A 16,928-nucleotide genomic window follows, 5' to 3' on the forward strand; every position below is an offset into this window, starting at 1 on the left:
GTAATAGCCGCCCCCTGCGACACTAGAAAATGCTTGAACCAAGGGTGTTTCAAGCTGAAAGAGGGTAAGTACAGTGGTGCAAGAACTCGTGGCAAACAACTCCGATGCCGTCCTGGATTCATGGATTGGACGCGAGACCATGGCAGAAGCCATGATCCCGCTCATCGGCAAGCTGTACCGGGACAACAATGTCCTGACCAACATTCACGGCCGGTCATTGATCAACCAATCGGTCATCAGCCTGTTGAAGGCTCACCGCTTTGCCCGTCAGATCGACGAGGTTGAACTCCCCTTAGAAGAGACCCTGCCGCTGTTGCGGGCTCTGGTAACCCTGGAATTGGGTGCCGCATCGCTGGATCTGGCCCGCCTGAACGCCGGCTTTAAAGCCTCGGCTGAAGAATCCCTGGAAGCTTTCCTGCGCACCGAACTGGCCGACGTCGTTGACCGTTTCGGCGCCGACGAACGCACCAGCACCGATGTGGTTCTCTACGGCTTTGGCCGCATCGGACGCCTGCTAGCCCGCATCCTCATTGAACACTCCGGCGGCGGCCACGGCCTGCGACTGCGCGCCATTGTGGTCCGCAGTGGCGGCGACATGGACCTGACCAAGCGTGCCAGCCTGCTCCGCCGTGACTCCGTCCACGGCCCGTTCAATGGCACCATCACCGTGGACCACGAGAACAACATCATCCAGGCCAATGGCACCGCCATCCAGGTCATTTACTCGGACAGCCCGGCCACTATTGACTACACGAGCTTCGGCATCAACAACGCCCTGGTCGTGGACAACACGGGCCGCTGGCGTGACGAGGAAGGCCTGTCGCAGCACCTGTTGAGCACGGGCGTGGCTCGTGTTCTGCTGACAGCTCCGGGCAAGGGCACGCTGAAGAACGTGGTGCACGGGATCAACCACGGCACCATCACGGCCGAGGACAAGATTGTCACCGCCGCTTCCTGCACCACGAACGCCATCACCCCGGTCCTGAAGGTCCTCAATGACAAGTACGGCATTGTGCACGGACACGTGGAGACCGTCCACTCGTTCACCAATGACCAGAACCTGACGGACAACTTCCATAAGGGAGATCGCCGCGGACGCTCGGCCGCACTGAACATGGTGCTGACCGAAACTGGTGCCGCCAAGGCTGTGGCCAAGGCCCTGCCCGAGCTCGAGGGCAAGCTGACCGGCAACTCCATCCGCGTCCCCACCCCCAACGTGTCCATGGCAATCCTGAACCTGACGCTGGAAAACGCCACCACTAAGGATGAGGTCAACACCTACCTGCGCGAGGTTTCGCTGCACTCGGGCCTGCGCAAGCAGATCGACTTCATTGATTCCCCCGAGGTGGTCTCCAGTGACTTCGTGGGCTCGCGCCGCGCCGGAATTGTGGATGGCCTGGCCACCATCAGCACCAACAAAAATCTGGTTCTCTACGTTTGGTACGACAACGAGTTCGGCTACAGCTGCCAGGTAGTCCGCGTCATGGAGGAAATGGCTGGGGTTCACCCGCGCGCATTCCCCGCCTTGGACGCGTCCGCGGTGCCGGCCACCGCGCAGGTCTAGGCCACGCACCCAATGCAGGCTCCGGCGTCGAACATTAATGCTCGACGCCGGAGCCGCGCGCACTAACTTACGAGGCCCCGATTTTGTCTAGTGACAGTGGACAAATCGACTAGTGTCGCCTCCACGGCGCCCCAAGCTCGCTGCGCTCGATTGGGGCCCTCGCCCTGTAGACTTAGTCACTGGATAGGGCAGCTAGGCAACCGCGCGTCACGCAAGTGGCTCGAGGAACGTCCGGGCTCCACAGAACAGGGTGGTGGGTAACGCCCACTCGGGGTAACCCGCAGGACAGTGCCACAGAGAATAGACCGCCTGTGTTCCTCTAAGGATCTGCAGGTAAGGGTGAAACGGTGGTGTAAGAGACCACCAGTTCCCTAGGTGACTAGGGAAGCTAGGTAAACCCCACCCGGAGCAAGGCCAGACAGGGCATGATTGAGGGCTGTTCGCCCGAGTGTCTGGGTAGGCTGCTAGAGGGCGTCGGCAACGGCGTTCGTAGATGGATGGTTGCCTCTCCGCCGCGGGTAACTGCAGCGGATGACAAAACCCGGCGTAACGGCTGCCCTATCCAACACACATCACCTTTGTGAAAAATGCCGCAGTTTGACGATAATGCCACCGTTTGAGCTATGTCATTTACGTCAAACGACCGCATTTTTGGGTTTCGAACGCCTGTGGATAACCGGAAACACGTTTCCCCGTAGTTCCCTAGACTTAAACCCATCACGACTCACCGTTTCCGTTGTTTGGTCAGAACCTTCAGGTGGGTCAGGGGCGGGGTGGTTGATGTCACGGCATGTGCAACAGGCCCCTGTGCGCCCGCTGCCCCCGGTGCGCCCGCCCCTCGCCGCAGCTGCCGTGCTGCTGGTTCTGGTGGCAGTGGCCCTTACCGGTTGGCTGCACACTTCCGGCCGCTGGCCTTTCACGCCCGACGCCGGTCCGCCGCCTAGCCTGGCCTCCTCACCTCCCGGTTTGGGGCAGCCCGTCATTGTGGTGGGCACCGGAACGGCCCTGGCCCTCTTGGATACTCTTGTTGTGAAGGGCAAATCGCCTGGCAATGACTACCAGCGCAGTGCCTTTGGCGAGGCGTGGTTGGATGCCGACGCCAATGGCTGCGACACCCGCAACGACATCCTGCGTCGGGACATGATCAACCCGGCCTTCACAGCCGGATCCGGGTGCTTGCTGGCCTCAGGAACGTTGGCCGAGCCCTACACCGGGAGTGAAGTTTCATTTCAGCGCGGCAAGGACAGCAGCGAGGCCGTACAAATCGACCACGTGGTGGCTCTGGGCAACGCCTGGGAAACGGGCGCCGCCGCACTGACGCCCGCGCAGCGCCAGAGTCTGGCCAATGACCCGTTGAACCTGCTTGCCGTGGATGGACAGGCAAACCAGGACAAGTCCGACGGCGATGCCGCAACGTGGCTGCCCCCGTCGAAAAAGTTCCGGTGTCACTATGTGGCCCGGCAGATTTCCGTCAAGGCGGCCTACCAGCTCTGGGTCACCCCTGCTGAAAAGGCGGCCATGCAACGCGTCCTGGGACTGTGCCCGCACCAAAACAGCCTGCCCTCCGGCTACCTCCCTTAGGGGAGGCGGCGGGAGGGCAGGCTCTTTTGGATCCGCAAGAGAAACGCAGCGCTGCTACATCTTGGTGCCGATCTCGGTCAACGGCAGATCCGGGTGGTTCCTTTCCACGCGGCGCATGGCCCAAATGTCATTGAACAGGGCCAGGAATTCACCGTCACTGCGCTCCAGCACCTCAGCGCCATGGACATTGGCCAGCACGGCCGTAGCGTCCGCCGTCGTCAATCTTGCGAGGGAGTAGGGGAGGCGTTCCAGACGCATGGGGGCGTTGAAATCGTGGTGCATTCTGTCATCCACCACCTCAAACTGCATGGGTCCGACGGCGGCCAGCACCGGCGCCTGGTCTCCGCGCAGATCCGAGCGGAGCACCTGGATGACGCCTTCGTGTTCGAGCTGTTCGATGCCGCGGCGGAACTGCTTGTACTTGCTGGGGTCCTTAGAGCGGGCCACCTGGAAGTGTTCCGGGGCGAACAGCGGGATGGCCGGGTATTCCACTGACTCCTCGACGAACAAGGAATCGCCCACGCGCAGCGCCGAGGCGTTGACAAGGCCCACCACGTCACCGGGGAAAGCGGTGTCGATAACCTCCCGATCGCGGCCAAAAACCTGCTGCGCATACTTGGTGGCGAAGGACTTGCCGGTGCGGGTCTGAGTGACCACCATGCCACGCTCGAACTTGCCCGAGCAGACACGCACGAACGCGACATGATCACGGTGCGCCTGGTTCATGCCCGCCTGGACCTTGAAGACAAATCCGGAGAACGGGGCGTCAATGGGGCGGCTGCTGCCATCGACATCGGGGCGGGGCGCGGCCGGCGGGGCAAAGTCCACCAAGGTGTCCAAAATTTGCTTGACACCGAAGTTCAGGGCCGCCGAGGAGAACAGCAGGGGAGTGGCCTTGCCGGCGTAGAACGCCTCCAGATCCAGCGGCGCATCTTCGTCGATGACCAGGGACGCCTCGTCGATGGAATCGCTCCAGGCAACACCTTCAGAGGCGGCCGCCTCTTCGGGGGTCATGATCTCGGTCAATGCAATCTGCGCTCCGGAGCTGTTGCGAGCAAACTTCGCGAACTCGTTACGGCGAACATCCCACACGCCGCGGAAGTCACCGGCAATGCCAATGGCCCACGTGAGCGGCATCGGTGTCAGTCCCGTGCGCTCGGTGATCTCATCCATGAGCTCCAACGGGTCAAGTCCCGGGCGGTCCCACTTGTTGATCACGGTGATGATGGGCAGGTTGCGCTGGCGGCAGACTTCGAACAGCTTCATGGTCTGAGTTTCCAGACCCTTACCGGCATCCACGAGCATGACGGCGCAGTCAACGGCTGCCAGCACGCGGTACGTATCCTCGGAGAAGTCGGCGTGGCCGGGAGTGTCAAGCAGGTTGATGACGGTGTCGCGGTAGGAGAACTGCAGCGCCGCGGAGCTGATCGAGATTCCGCGGTCCTTCTCCATCTGCTGCCAGTCCGAGATGGTGTCCTTACGGTTCGACTTGCCGTTAGTAGCGCCGGCTGTGCCGATGACCTTCGCGTGGAGGGCCAAGGCTTCGGTCAGCGTGGACTTGCCGGCATCAGGGTGCGAGATGACGGCGAACGTTCTGCGACGCTCCGCCTGGCCGGAAATTTCGGTGGCGCGGGCGGGGGACTGGGCCGGAGAGGACACAAGACTACTTTCTAGCGATGAAGAATTTGTTCAAGCAACGTAAAGAGGGCGCAATTATCTAGTTTACCGCAGCCTGCGGCTGTCTTTGGTGGCACGCACGACGGCGGCAACCGCAGCTGGGCGCGCGGGCTAACCGTGGGCTAGACGGGCAGTGTGAGGCTGCCGAAGCCCAGCTGCCAAGCACCTCCGGCATCGATGCGGTTCAGGACAATCTGTTGCAACGCCGTCGTCCGGGGGAGGGCAGCCAAGTTCTCCATGTTGCGGGTGCGGAAGGTGAAGTACACGGCGTCGGTGGGTTCGTCGCGGGGTTCACCGTACGGGGTGAAGCGGGCGGTAAATTTGGCGATATTGGAGGACGGGGCCAGGTGCGCTGATAGGTAGGGATCCAGCAGCCAGGACTCACAATTGGCGGTGCCGACGGGCTTCTCGGGGAAGTGTGTGGCAAAGAACGGGGCTGCCAGCGCCAGGCTGTGGGCCACAGCCTCCGCTGACAGACCGCCGTCCTCGGGAATGTGAATACCCAGAATCCACTCGTCCGGGGAAACACCGGGGATCTTCGCCGCGGGCTGGTGGATCAGGTACTGCAAACGGCCCAGCTGGTAGAGCCTGCCGGAGAAAACATGGTTGAGCCACTTGTACGTGTCCATGCCAAACCGCTGGTGGACGCGGCGGTTGATGGCCATCTGCCGGCCAAAATCAGCAAGTGTCGCCCGAGAAGTCGCTTCGGGAATGCCGCGGTCGCTATGCCAGGCCACTGTTGCTGGTACAAAGTGCAGCATTGCGGTGAGCCAGTCGAACTCGGTGACGGGGGCTTCGGGGCGCCCTAGCTCCGGAATTGAGTCATCGGAGCTGCCCAGACGAGCCGTCAAATGAGCCAGAACCTGTTCTACGGCCGGGGTCACCGGAGCCTGCAGCAAGGCCAAAGTACCGGGGCGATCCTCCGGAGCAATGGTCAGGTATTCAAGTGTCTGTTCTGGGCTCATGGCCGTGCGCAAGGTCATATGCCCAGCTTAGCGACCCGGCGGCTTTGCTCCTGCGTGTGGTTAAACCGAAACGGTGCGCCACTCCAGGAGTGGCGCACCGTTTCGGCGTAACCGGACGCAGCTTCAGACTGCGCGTGCCCGGCACAGCGTCAGATCAGGACTACTTGGCAGCCTTGGGCTTCTTGTCGAACAGAGTTTCAGCCTGCTCCAGCGACATTCCGTTGGTCTCCGGGATCTTGAACATCACGAAGAAGAACGATGCCACGGCGAACAGGGCGTACATGCCGTAGGTCAGCGGCAAGGATGCGGCTGCCATGGACGGGAAGGTCAAGGTGATGGCGAAGTTGGCAATCCACTGGGCGGCAGCAGCCAAGCCGAGAGCGCGGGCGCGGATACGTGTGGGGAAGATTTCGCCCAACAGGACCCAAACCAACGGCCCCCAGGAAGCGCCGAAGCTGACGACGAACACGTTGGCTGCAACCAAGGCAACGGGGCCCCAAGCGCCGGAGAGCGAGACATCTGAGCCGGTACCGGAAGCTGTAGAGAAGGCCAGAGCCATGGTGCCCAGGGACAGTGCCATACCCACTGAACCCACCAGTAGGATGGGGCGGCGGCCAATCTTATCGACCAAGGCAATGGCGACCAAGGTGACCAGGATGTTCACAATGGCTGTCACCACGGAAATGGTCAGCGAGTCCTTCTCCTGGAAGCCCACTGCCTTCCACAAGGTGGTGGAGTAGTAGAAGATCACGTTGATTCCAACGAACTGCTGCAGCATGGAGAGGATGATGCCGATCCATACCACCGGCATCAGGCCAAAGCGCTTGCCTCGCAGGGTCCCTTGGCGGGAAGCCAGCTTATCGGCGTGGACAGCGTCCAGGATTTCGCGGATGCTGATTTCGGCGTCCTCGTTCGGTGCAATGGCCTTGAAGACCTTGGCAGCTTCTTCTTCCTTACCGTGGAGGACCAGGAAGCGCGGGGACTCCGGCAGCACCATGGCAATGACGAAGTACACCACGGCCGGTACGGCGGCGGCGAGGAACATCCAGCGCCACGCCGGCAAACCAAACCACAGCTCCTGAGCAGCGCCACCAGCAGCATTGGCGAACAGTGCATCGGAGAGCAGGGCAGCAAAGATGCCGACCGTGATGGCTAGCTGCTGCAGCGAGGCCAAACGGCCGCGGTGCTTAGCCGGGGAAATTTCTGAAATGTAGGCCGGCGCAATCACGGAGGCCAGGCCAATGCCCAAACCGCCAATGAGGCGCCAGAAGATCAGGTCGTAGACGCTGAAAGCAAAGCCAGTGCCCAAGGCGCTGACCAGGAACAGGATTCCACCAATTTTCATGGCGGGAATGCGGCCCTTGGCATCGGCGATGCGGCCAGCGAGGTAGGCGCCTACGGCACAACCCAAAAGTGCGACGGCGACCGCGAACCCGGTGAGGGCATCGCCAAGAATGAAATGATCCTGCATGGCGTCAACGGCTCCGTTGACTACCGATGAATCAAAGCCAAAGAGGAATCCTCCCACCGCACCGGCGATGGCCAGCCCCGCAACTTTTCGAGGTATCCCCGTTGCTGGCTGTTTTGGCATAGTTGTCCCGGACATGGTTCCCCTTTGAAGCCGCCACGCTCATTAGCGTGGCCCGTTTGAAAAAAGTGCTTAGTAATTCCAAATGGTAAAACTACTCCTAGTGGAGTGTTTCTAGCCGTCATAATCGCTGATCAGGGCCGTGAGATATGACTCATGGGAGCTGCGCCACAGCAGGGGCGGCTGCACTTGGGGAGAAAGGGCGTGGATGGGCCCACGATTCCGAGGGGCCCCGGCCGAGGAACGAGGTTGGCGAGAAAGCGCGTGGATGGGCCCACGATTCCGAGGGGCCCCGGCCGAGGAACGAGGTTGGCGAGAAAGCGCGTGGATGGGCCCACGATTCCGAGGGGCCCCGGCCGAGGAACGAGGTTGGCGAGAAAGCGCGTGGATGGGCCCACGATTCCGAGGGGCCCCGGCCGAGGAACGAGGTTGGGGAGGAATTGGGGATTAGTGGCCGAACGGGTCAGGGTCCACGCCGGGCATCCACGTCAGTCCCGGCACACCCCAGCCATTGTTCTTGACTGAACGCTTGGACTTCTTGGAGTAGCGGGCGTTGAGCTTGTCCACGTAGAGCTTGCCGTCAAGGTGATCGTATTCGTGCTGCATGCAGCGGGCAAACCAGCCAGTGGCCTCAAAATCTAAAGCGTTGCCGTCAACATCGAAGCCGCGAACGCGGACCCAATCGGCGCGCTTGAGCGGAAAATCGACGCCCGGAACTGACAGGCAGCCCTCTACCTCGTCATCCACGCTGGGCGGGTTTCCGGAAATTTTTCCTACGGTGAGCGTGGGGTTGATCACCACACCGCGGGCGGGAACGTCGTCGTCGTTCTCCAGCTCATAGGTGAACAGGCGCAGACCTACGCCGATTTGCGGGGCCGCCAGGCCAACGCCATGGGCGGCGTCCATGGTCTCGAACATGTCAGCCACCAGCTCCGCGAGGGACGCGTCAAAGGCTTGGACCTCATCGGCGCGGCGGTGGAGCACGGGCTCACCCAAGATGGTTACAGGGCGAATGGTCATGACTGGTTCCTTTTCAAGCTCGAAAACTTTTTTCACGTTCTAGCGCGTTCAGGCAATGAAAAACACCCCGATCAATTGACCGGGGTGTTGTTCGTGATTCATAACAAACCACATAAGGGGTGAGATACGGGGGTTGAACCCGCGACCTCCTGGACCACAACCAGGCGCTCTGCCAACTGAGCTAATCCCACCATGTCCGCCGTGAGCTTGGAAGTTTGATCCTCCGTGCTTGCGGCAACGACGACTACTCTACCTGATCTCCAAGGGGGGTCAAAACCAAAAATGCCGCTTTTGGTCAATATGTGATCTAGATCGCGTCACGGCGGCAGTAGAAACGCTAAAAGACGCGGAATTTATCCCGAGAACTTTGCGGAAATCTTCTTGGCCGTGTTGGTATCAGGGCCCGGCGCCGGCACAAACACTGCCTCCCGGTAGTACTTGAGCTCGTTGATGCTGTCGATGATGTCACCGAGTGCCCGGTGGTTGCCGGTTTTTGCCGGGGACTGGAAGTAGGCGCGCGGGAACCAGCGGCGTGAGAGCTCCTTGATGGTGGAGACGTCGATGACGCGGTAGTGCAGGTGCTCCACAAGTTCGGGCATGTCGCGGGCCAAGAACACCTTGTCGGTGCCAATCGAGTTGCCGGCCAGCGGGGCTTTGTTGGCCACGGGCACGTGCTTGCGGATGTAGGCGAGGACCTGCTCCTGCGCGTCTTCCATGGTGGTGCCGCCGGCCAATTCGTCCAGCAGCTTGGAGGTGGTGTGCATGTTGCGCACAAAGTCACCCATCTGGGCCAAGGCCTCATCGCTGGGCTTGATGACAACGTCCACGCCGTCGCCCAAAATGTTCAATTCGGAGTCTGTGACCAGGGCCGCCACCTCGATCAAGGCGTCGTTAACGGCATCTAGGCCGGTCATCTCACAGTCAATCCATACAATGCGTTCATTAGTAATAGCCACCTGTCCAATGTACCGCTAACCGGCCTCCCGCCACCGCGTGCGCTAAAATTGGGGCTTCAGGACTGCAGTGTGGCCCTGATCATAAGACCTGTTGATAAAAACGTATTTGCGACGGCCGGAGACCCCAGGATGAGTAACACACCGTCCGTCCCCGTCCAGATGGATCGTGGTGGGCAACGGCCATGGATTGCCTTGCTCCAAGGGTTTATTGCTTCCCTGCTGATCTTGCTTGGATCGGTAGGCGTGGGGTGGATAGCTAATGGCTCGCCCATGATCCGCAATCAATTGGTGATTGACATGCGCACGGAAGGCGTAGGGGTCATCACCTCAACCATCATGCTGACCCTGGGCGCCATCTTCTTGCTGCGTTCCTGGCTGCGGCTGGGTCAACGGCTCAGCGGCTGGAAAACTGGTTCTTTGCGCACGGTTGTCTGCGCCATTGTGTTGTGGGGCATGCCGCTGCTGATTGCCGTTCCCATTTTTTCACGAGACGTTTACGCCTATACGGGCCAGGGCAGGCTCATGGCCGCTGGGCAAAACCCGTACACCACAGGCATCTCCTCGCTCAGCAACTGGTTCATGCTCGGGACCGATCCATCATGGGCTGAAAACCGGACCCCTTACGGGCCCTTGTTTCTGTGGCTTAGCCGCGGCGTGGTGGCCATTACTGGCGGTCAGCCGGACATCTCCGTGTTGTTGTTCCGTGCAATTGCCTGTGTTGGTGTGGTGCTTTGTGTTATTTATGTGCCAAAGCTTGCTGCACTGCATGGGCTAGACGGCGCACGGGCGCTCTGGATCTCTGTGGCGAATCCGCTGTTCTTGATATCGTTCGTGGCCAGCGGACACAATGATGCGCTCATGCTGGGGTTGGCCGTGGCAGGCACTTATTGTGCCGCCACCCGCCGGGGAATATTGGGCGTGGTTCTCGTAACCGCGTCCATTGCCATCAAGCCCATCACGATTGTCCTGCTGCCGTTCATTGGGTTGCTGTGGGCCGGGCAGGGTGCCGGATGGGGACGGCGCCTTGCGTTGTGGGCAGGGACCGGGTCATTGAGTCTTGCACTCTTGTGGCTCATGGGCCTGCCGAGCAACCTCGGTTTCGGTTGGACGTGGGCGTTGCTCGATGGAAACTCAGGCTATACAGGGTATTCTCCGTCGGGCTTTGGCGGCCAAATGGCGGAGGTGCTGGGCAATGCCCTGGGGCTCGACGGTAGGGCCGTCGGAAATGGGTTCCGGACTATTCTCACGGCACTGAGCATCATCTTGGCCATGGTTTTGATACTCCGCGGCGACCCCAAGCAGGTGGTGCGACGGATGGGGTTGGCGATGGCCGCCGTCGTGCTCCTGGCTCCCATCATTCAACCCTGGTACATCCTGTGGTTCCTGCCTTTTTTGGCAGTGACAGGCATTCGCAACAACTGGCAGATCAAGGCCTGCTATGTGGTGATTGCCTTCTTTGTGGTGTTCGGGGCCCAAGACCAGCTATTTGTATGGGGCTTTGTGGCGCTCCCGGTGGGTACTGGCGCACTGTCCATGGCGGTGGCCCTGGCCGGCGTCCTGTACCTACTGGTGGTGGATGGGCACACTCGCACGTTGATATTCAGCCGGGAAGCCGAGACGGACTTCCCGCTTGTCACACCGAGGTAGCGGGTCCGCGCCGAGACGGCAACTTGCAACGGTGGGTCTCGACGCCTACCCGCTACCTCGACGTGATCACTTCATGCCGCCCTTGCGCAGGGCAGCCACAAGCCTGGTTTTGAAGGCGTGCTCATTGAATAGATCCGCCCATTCGATCCTGATGATGCTCCAGCCGAGCTCAATCAGGCAGTTCTCGCGGATGCGTTCATCGCGCAAGACTTCCTGGGTGGGGCGGTAATTGAAATATTTCCCGGCGCCGTCGAACTCGAGGATCACCTTGTAAGCGGGCCAGGCAAAATCTGCGCGATAGAGCCCCTTGCGGGTGGAGACGGTGAACTGCAAGTGGGCCGGTTCAATGCCGCATATGCGGATGAGATCACGTGTCAGTGATTCACCTGCCGATTCTGATAACGCCGAGGCAAAATTGAGGGCTGCACGGAATATCCGGATGCCGCGGTGCCCGTCGAGAGCCTGCGCTTCCCTTTCCAACGTTGCGCGGTGAATGCCACTGCGCAGGGCATGATCCATGAGGATCAGGGCTTGTTGGTAGTTCATGGTCAGTGCACAGTCCACTGTGGTGCGCAGCAGATTGGTGACGGGAAGCCCATCAATGACGGTGCACTCATCATCGCGAAGTTGCAAGCAGTGGACCCGGACGTCGGACGCCTTCTCGGCGGTACTGCTCTTTCCTGCCCGCGTGATGTGGATGAAATTATCGGCCTTCCACAAGGGCAGCCCATGCAAGCGGGCGGCCGAGGCGTGGCTATAGACGGAACGAGTACGCTCACTCGCCACGGCCGTGTGGGCGTGCAGGAAGATGCGGGCCTTCTCCTGACCCAACCAGGTGAGGGAATCCCAATAGGTGGTCCTGACATAGCCGCCGCGGCGGACGCGAAGAAGTACACCGGTCCCGACGAGTGTATTGATGGCATCGGCGTTGAGCCCGGAATCGTTGAGCTGCCGGGTGCGCCATGCGTGCTCATTGGCGGGCAGTCGTCCCTGAAACCCTGATGATGCCCGCGGCGGCGACTCTGCTGGATCTGGCTGGCCGCCCGATACGAGATGAAGGCCCTTGGCCCCTGTCGTCGCCGGCACGGCCTGTTTATCGCTTGCCTCGCGAGCGGCCTGGTTATTGTTTGCCATTGAGGTGGTCATTGCTCAAGCGTGGCTGTCATTTCACGCGACGACCAGACCCATTTTCGAGCCTGTGGATAACGGGCCGCGCGATGGCTGATGCCAGGCAGGTGTGTACTCTCACCGGCGTTATGCCGAGGTAGCGGGTCAGCGCCGAAACGGTGACTGGCAACGGCGGGTCTCGACGCCGATCCGCTACCTCGGCGAAGGGCGGGGCGTCGCTACAGAGCCGGTGCTTGCTTCGGAGCGGCAGCGCGTGTTGCGGTGCGGCCCAACTCCACCGTGCGGCGCACAGCCCACACCAGCAGCGTCACCAGCAACACGTTCCGGATGGTCAGCACGGCTGCCATGATCGGGTTCGCATGGATCAACGGCGTGTAAAACAACGGGTAGATGATGAACGTGGTGAAGGCGATGCCCATCAAGAGTGTGGCTGGGATTTTCCAACGTTCCCAGCTATGCACCAAGCCGGCAACCACCACTGGCAGCAGCCAAATGATGAACTGCGGGGAGCCCACCTTGTTGAACACGATGAACGCAGTCACCATCAGCAGGGAGCCCTCCAGCAGCAGTTCCTGGCGCTCAGCTCCGCGGCGCAACGCCCAGATCATCAGCACAGCACCAGCCAGGGCCGCCACGATCAGCAGTGGCTGCATCAAGAAGGCTGCAACCTCTGCCCCCGGACCGTAAACCTCAGTGGAGTTGATGGCCACGTTGTCGGCAATCTTGGACCCGCCAAGGGCGAACACACTGAGCCAGACCCACGGTGTGGAGAACGTGGCCTCAAGCTGCATACCGCGATCGCCTTGATTAATAGCAAAGTCCAAGAGGTGCGAGCCCGCGCCGGTCAGGACTGCGAACACCGCAACGGCAGCGCTAACAGCCACCCCGGTGAGGAAAACCTGAACGCGTTTAGCGCTGGCAATCAGCAGGGGAGCGATGACCGCCGCCGGCCAGACCTTGATCCAGGTGGCCACCGAGAGCAGCAATGCGGCCACCACGGGCCGTTCAACCGCGTAGAGCAGCGCGATCAGTACCAGCGATGTGGTGATGCCCTCCACCCGGGCAAAACTGAGGAACCCCATGAACAGGGTGAAGAACAGCCAGAACCACGCAGGCGCAATGCCACTGACCGCGCGCTTGCCGCGGGTCAAGAAGGCCAATCCCACGGCGTTCAGGGCAATGATGATCAGCGTCCAACCCAGTAAATACAGGGATGGGCCAAAGATGTTGGCAGCAAAAATGGGCAGCTGTGCAAGTAGGGGATAAACCCACGGGCTGATCGTCTCGCCCAACGATGAGGGGTTGTAACCCAACAGCGCCCATTGCCGGTATTGCTCGGTGTCGCTGAAGGTGTTGCCGTGGACAATGAAGCTGAACATCCACGCGAAGAAGAAGCCGTGAACTGCTGCGAAGCCCCACCAGACGCTGACTGGGGTCCGGAACCAGGCGATGGCCGCCGGCGGCAGAATGCGCCCCCGCACGGTCAAGGCACGTTCCAACAATCGCTCAAACAACGGCACCGGCGCAGAAATCTTAGAGCTCCTTGTTAGAAGGATCGGTGGTCACGGGCTCAGCGGAACCAGCGCCGGCGTTACCGCTCTCAACCACGGCGGGCGTGACCGACACTGCGGAGGAGGCTCCGGCGTCGTGCCTGGGAATGGCGAGGGGATTGCGGCCCATGATGAACAGCTGGCGCACGCTCCACACGAACAAGACGATCAGCAGCAGGTTGCGCAACGTCAGCACGGCGGCCATGACGGCGTTGTTGTGGGAGAGGGCGTCGTAAAAGAGCGGGTAGACCAGGAAGGTCAGCACGGCCACGCAGATCAGCATGGTGGCCGGGACGCGCCAGGCCTTCCACTGATGGGCCAGGCCGACGGCGACCGCGGGGGCCAGCCACACCATGAACTGGGGCGAGCCAACCTTGTTGAACACCACAAACGCGGTGACCAGGGCGAGCGAGCCGAACAGCAGCAGGGCGGTGCGGTCGGCGCCACCATTGCGTTTGCCGGTGTGCAGCGCCCAGAAAACCAGGGCCGCGACAAGGAGGGCTGCGGCAATGAGCAGGGGCTGCATGAGGACGCTCATGACCTCAGAACCCGGCCCGTCCACCTGCATGGAGTTGATATCCCGATTCATGTACATGCGCGCCCCGCCAATGCCCAGCACGCTCATCCACAGCCACGGCGTGGTGAACGTGGCCTCGAGCTGCATGCCGCGATCGCCCTGCTCGAGCAGGAAATTCAACAGCAGCGGCAAGGCGTTCATGGCCAGGGCCAGTCCCAGCACGAACGCGGTGACCAGCACGCCGGCCAGCACCACCTGCACGCGTTGTTTGACGACGGTGAAAAGCGCAAGCACGACGGCGGCCGGCCAGACTTTTGTCCACGTGGCCACGCTGAGGATGAAGGAAGTAAGGAACGGGCTGGCCACACCGAAGCACAGGGCGATCAAGACCACGGGAGCCGTCAGCCCGTCCACCCGGGCAAAGCCGAGCCAGGCCAGCAAAGTGGTGAAGCCGATCCACCACAGAGCCGCTGGGATGGCCTTGCGGTTGCGGCCCCAGCTGGTGAGCTTGCCCACGGCCAGTGCGTTCAACCCGGCAATCATCAGAACCCAGATAAACAGGAACGGAGCTGGGCCGAAGATGTAGGCCACAGCCATGGGGACCAGCGCCAAAATGGGGTAGACCCAGGGGCTGGGACCTTCTACTCGGGTGCCGTCAAAGTCCACTGAAGCCCAGATGCGGTAGATGAAGGTGTCGCTAAACGCCTCACCGCGCAGCGACAGCAGGCCTGCTAGAACAAGGAAAATCAGGTGAACCGCACCAAAAACGGTCCACATGCCGCGTGGCGTTTTCAGCCAGTTCTGGGTCCGTGCGGGAAGCAGCGCATCCCGGGAGCGGGTGAGGGCGGCAAAGAGTTTGTCCGTGGAGATGGTCCGGTCCTTCTCATGAGTGGGGCGGTCTGGGCTTGGACCGTAAGCGGTGCCAAGGTGGTGTAGACGCGCTCAGTAGCGTGGCGTCTTTCCAACGACCTACCCTGCTGGAGTGGGTAGAATGCCAAGAACGGAAGTCCGCGGCTGTTTTCATATTAGCGCAGCGGCCCTTTGCTACCCGGTCAAGAGCCGCGCAAGCGCAGACCAGTCATTCCCACCTCAACGGGTGGAACACATTCAGGAGTTAGTTCTTGACCAGCACTCGCAGTGCCCAGCCGGAGGTGAACGCCAAGGTGTTAAGCAAGTTGTGGCTCCGTCCAGTGACTGCTAATTCCGCCGTCTGGCAGGGTTTTGCAGGCTCCGTGATGCTTCTTCTGGGCTCCTTGGGCGTGGGCTGGCTGGCCAGCAGTTCGGTGCTGATCCGGAATCCGCTGTTCATTCTGGCCCGGACCACTCCAGTGGCAGTTATCACCACCACGGTGTTGTTGTGCCTGGGTGCGGCCTTGATGTTGCGTGCCTGGTTGCGCTTGCGCCAACATCTGGCCGGCTGGGATGAGAAGAGCGCACCCGTCCTGAAAAAGGCCTTGATTCTCTGGGTTGCCCCCATGATGCTGGCCTTGCCGTTGTTTAGCCGCGATTCCTACGCCTACATTGGCCAGGGACGGCTCATGCAACAGGGATTGAATCCCTATACTGATGGCATTTCAGCTCTGAACAACTACTTTTTACTGGGCCCGGACACCTTATGGACCGAGGCGCCCACGCCGTACGGCCCGCTCTGGCTCTGGCTGGAGCAATTTGCCGTCCTGATACCGGCGAACAGTCCCGAAATTGCGTTGATTCCCTTCCGGATCGCCTGCTTGGTGGGCGTGATCCTGCTGGCCATCTATGTTCCTAAACTGGCCGCCCGCCACGGCTTCAACCCACAACGCGCCCTCTGGCTGGTAGTCCTGAACCCCGTGGTGCTGATCAATTTCATTGGCAGCGTGCACAACGATTCACTCATGCTCGGACTGGTGGTGGCCGGCCTCTACTTCGCCTCCGCTAAGCGCCCGCTGCTAGGGATCGTGTTGGTCACAGCCTCCATCGCCATCAAACCGATCACCTTGATTGCCCTGCCGTTCGTTGGCCTGCTTTGGGCAGGTTCGCGGGCAGGATGGGTGCGCAAATTCAGCTTCTGGGCAGCCACACTGGGCATCTCCGCGGCCATCATGGCGGCTATGGGCGCCATCAATGGGCTCGGCTTCGGGTGGCTGGCAGCATTGCAAACACCCGGCACCGTCTGGATTTGGTACGCCCCCGTTGGCCTGCTCTCCAATACGGTGGGCTTCGTCATCTCCCTCTTCGGCGGGCCCGGTGGTACCGTCACCGACATCATCAAAACCATTGGCCAGCTGGCCTCGATCCTGATCGTCATGGCCTTGGCGTTCCTGCCGGTCAAGACCCCTGCCGTCCCCTTCTCTGAAGAGTCCGACGGCGGCACTCCCGTCCTCGACGAAGCGCAACTTTACAGCCAGGCCGTCATGCGGCGCATGGCGTGGGCGTTTGCTGCCGTGGTGCTGATGGCCTCCATGATCCAGCCCTGGTACATGCTGTGGCTGTTGGCTTTCTTTGCCATGACGGGGATCAAGGAAGGCTGGCAGATGCGCACAGTGCTGTATCTGAGCGCCTTCTTCACCTTGATCGCATTGACTGACCAGTTGAGCGTCTTCCCATGGATTCCCGTGGTGTTGGTGCGGACCGTGGCCATTGTGGTGGGCTTGGCGAGCGTTTTGTTCGTCATGTTTGGGGATAAGAAAACACGCGGCCTGTTTGTGCCGAAATGGGAAATCGCTGCCGCTCGGGACGGCGCCAGTTGAACCGCC

Annotated in this window: 12 protein-coding genes, 1 tRNA gene and 1 other RNA gene; 5 read left to right on the forward strand and 9 right to left on the reverse strand. The window is 61.1% G+C overall.

Annotation, left to right across the window (positions count from 1 at the left end; genetic code table 11):
- The first annotated feature begins 88 nt into the window (after positions 1 to 88).
- The 3 genes from AS189_RS08925 (at position 89) to AS189_RS08935 (ending at position 3,145) form a co-directional block, all read left to right on the forward strand.
- Entirely contained in the window at positions 89 to 1,564 is a 1,476-nt protein-coding gene (locus tag AS189_RS08925) for a glyceraldehyde-3-phosphate dehydrogenase (RefSeq protein ID WP_082634513.1), read from the forward strand.
- Positions 1,565 to 1,748: 184 nt separating this feature from the next.
- Positions 1,749 to 2,129: RNase P RNA component class A (rnpB, locus tag AS189_RS08930), an RNA gene on the forward strand.
- Positions 2,130 to 2,344: 215 nt separating this feature from the next.
- Positions 2,345 to 3,145: an HNH endonuclease family protein gene (locus tag AS189_RS08935; RefSeq protein ID WP_082634176.1), complete on the forward strand. Its 801-nt coding sequence runs from the start codon at positions 2,345 to 2,347 to the stop codon at positions 3,143 to 3,145.
- A gap of 54 nt (positions 3,146 to 3,199) precedes the next feature.
- On the opposite strand, the gene AS189_RS08940 is transcribed toward AS189_RS08935, so the two are convergent.
- The 6 genes from AS189_RS08940 to orn all read right to left on the reverse strand — a co-directional run bounded on the left by AS189_RS08940 (position 3,200) and on the right by orn (position 9,351).
- Complete coding sequence (locus AS189_RS08940; RefSeq protein WP_062287681.1) at positions 3,200 to 4,804, reverse strand: peptide chain release factor 3; 1,605 nt, start codon at positions 4,802 to 4,804, stop codon at positions 3,200 to 3,202.
- Between the two features lie 140 nt (positions 4,805 to 4,944).
- Positions 4,945 to 5,805 carry an acyltransferase domain-containing protein gene (locus tag AS189_RS08945; protein ID WP_062287684.1) on the reverse strand — a complete coding sequence of 287 codons (861 nt, stop codon included), beginning with the start codon at positions 5,803 to 5,805 and terminating at the stop codon, positions 4,945 to 4,947.
- A 142-nt stretch (positions 5,806 to 5,947) separates the two neighbouring features.
- Positions 5,948 to 7,393, reverse strand: coding sequence for a sugar porter family MFS transporter (locus AS189_RS08950; protein WP_062287687.1), 1,446 nt, complete (start codon positions 7,391 to 7,393; stop codon positions 5,948 to 5,950).
- Between the two features lie 429 nt (positions 7,394 to 7,822).
- Positions 7,823 to 8,395, reverse strand: coding sequence for a peptide deformylase (gene def, locus AS189_RS08955; protein ID WP_062287690.1), 573 nt, complete (start codon positions 8,393 to 8,395; stop codon positions 7,823 to 7,825).
- Between the two features lie 118 nt (positions 8,396 to 8,513).
- Positions 8,514 to 8,586: transfer RNA gene (locus AS189_RS08960), tRNA-His, on the reverse strand.
- A gap of 162 nt (positions 8,587 to 8,748) precedes the next feature.
- The gene (gene orn / locus AS189_RS08965; protein WP_082634177.1) at positions 8,749 to 9,351 is read right to left on the reverse strand and encodes an oligoribonuclease; all 603 of its coding nucleotides are present in this window, start codon (positions 9,349 to 9,351) and stop codon (positions 8,749 to 8,751) included.
- Positions 9,352 to 9,480: 129 nt separating this feature from the next.
- Between orn and mptB (AS189_RS08970) the strand changes: the two genes are divergently transcribed.
- Positions 9,481 to 10,998, forward strand: coding sequence for a polyprenol phosphomannose-dependent alpha 1,6 mannosyltransferase MptB (mptB, locus tag AS189_RS08970; protein WP_129587208.1), 1,518 nt, complete (start codon positions 9,481 to 9,483; stop codon positions 10,996 to 10,998).
- Between the two features lie 66 nt (positions 10,999 to 11,064).
- On the opposite strand, the gene AS189_RS08975 is transcribed toward mptB (AS189_RS08970), so the two are convergent.
- The 3 genes from AS189_RS08975 to AS189_RS08985 form a co-directional block, all read right to left on the reverse strand.
- Positions 11,065 to 12,132, reverse strand: coding sequence for a hypothetical protein (locus tag AS189_RS08975; RefSeq protein ID WP_160320803.1), 1,068 nt, complete (start codon positions 12,130 to 12,132; stop codon positions 11,065 to 11,067).
- A 212-nt stretch (positions 12,133 to 12,344) separates the two neighbouring features.
- The gene (locus AS189_RS08980) at positions 12,345 to 13,613 is read right to left on the reverse strand and encodes a glycosyltransferase 87 family protein (RefSeq protein WP_062293329.1); all 1,269 of its coding nucleotides are present in this window, start codon (positions 13,611 to 13,613) and stop codon (positions 12,345 to 12,347) included.
- A 46-nt stretch (positions 13,614 to 13,659) separates the two neighbouring features.
- On the reverse strand, positions 13,660 to 14,970 hold the full coding sequence (locus AS189_RS08985; protein WP_082634178.1) for a DUF2029 domain-containing protein: 1,311 nt from the start codon (positions 14,968 to 14,970) through the stop codon (positions 13,660 to 13,662).
- Positions 14,971 to 15,383: 413 nt separating this feature from the next.
- On the opposite strand from AS189_RS08985, the gene mptB (AS189_RS08990) reads away from it, so the two are divergent.
- The gene (gene mptB, locus AS189_RS08990) at positions 15,384 to 16,922 is read left to right on the forward strand and encodes a polyprenol phosphomannose-dependent alpha 1,6 mannosyltransferase MptB (protein WP_129587209.1); all 1,539 of its coding nucleotides are present in this window, start codon (positions 15,384 to 15,386) and stop codon (positions 16,920 to 16,922) included.
- Positions 16,923 to 16,928: the final 6 nt, after the last annotated feature.

Source organism: Arthrobacter alpinus (genome assembly GCF_001445575.1).
GTDB lineage: Bacteria > Actinomycetota > Actinomycetes > Actinomycetales > Micrococcaceae > Specibacter > Specibacter alpinus_C.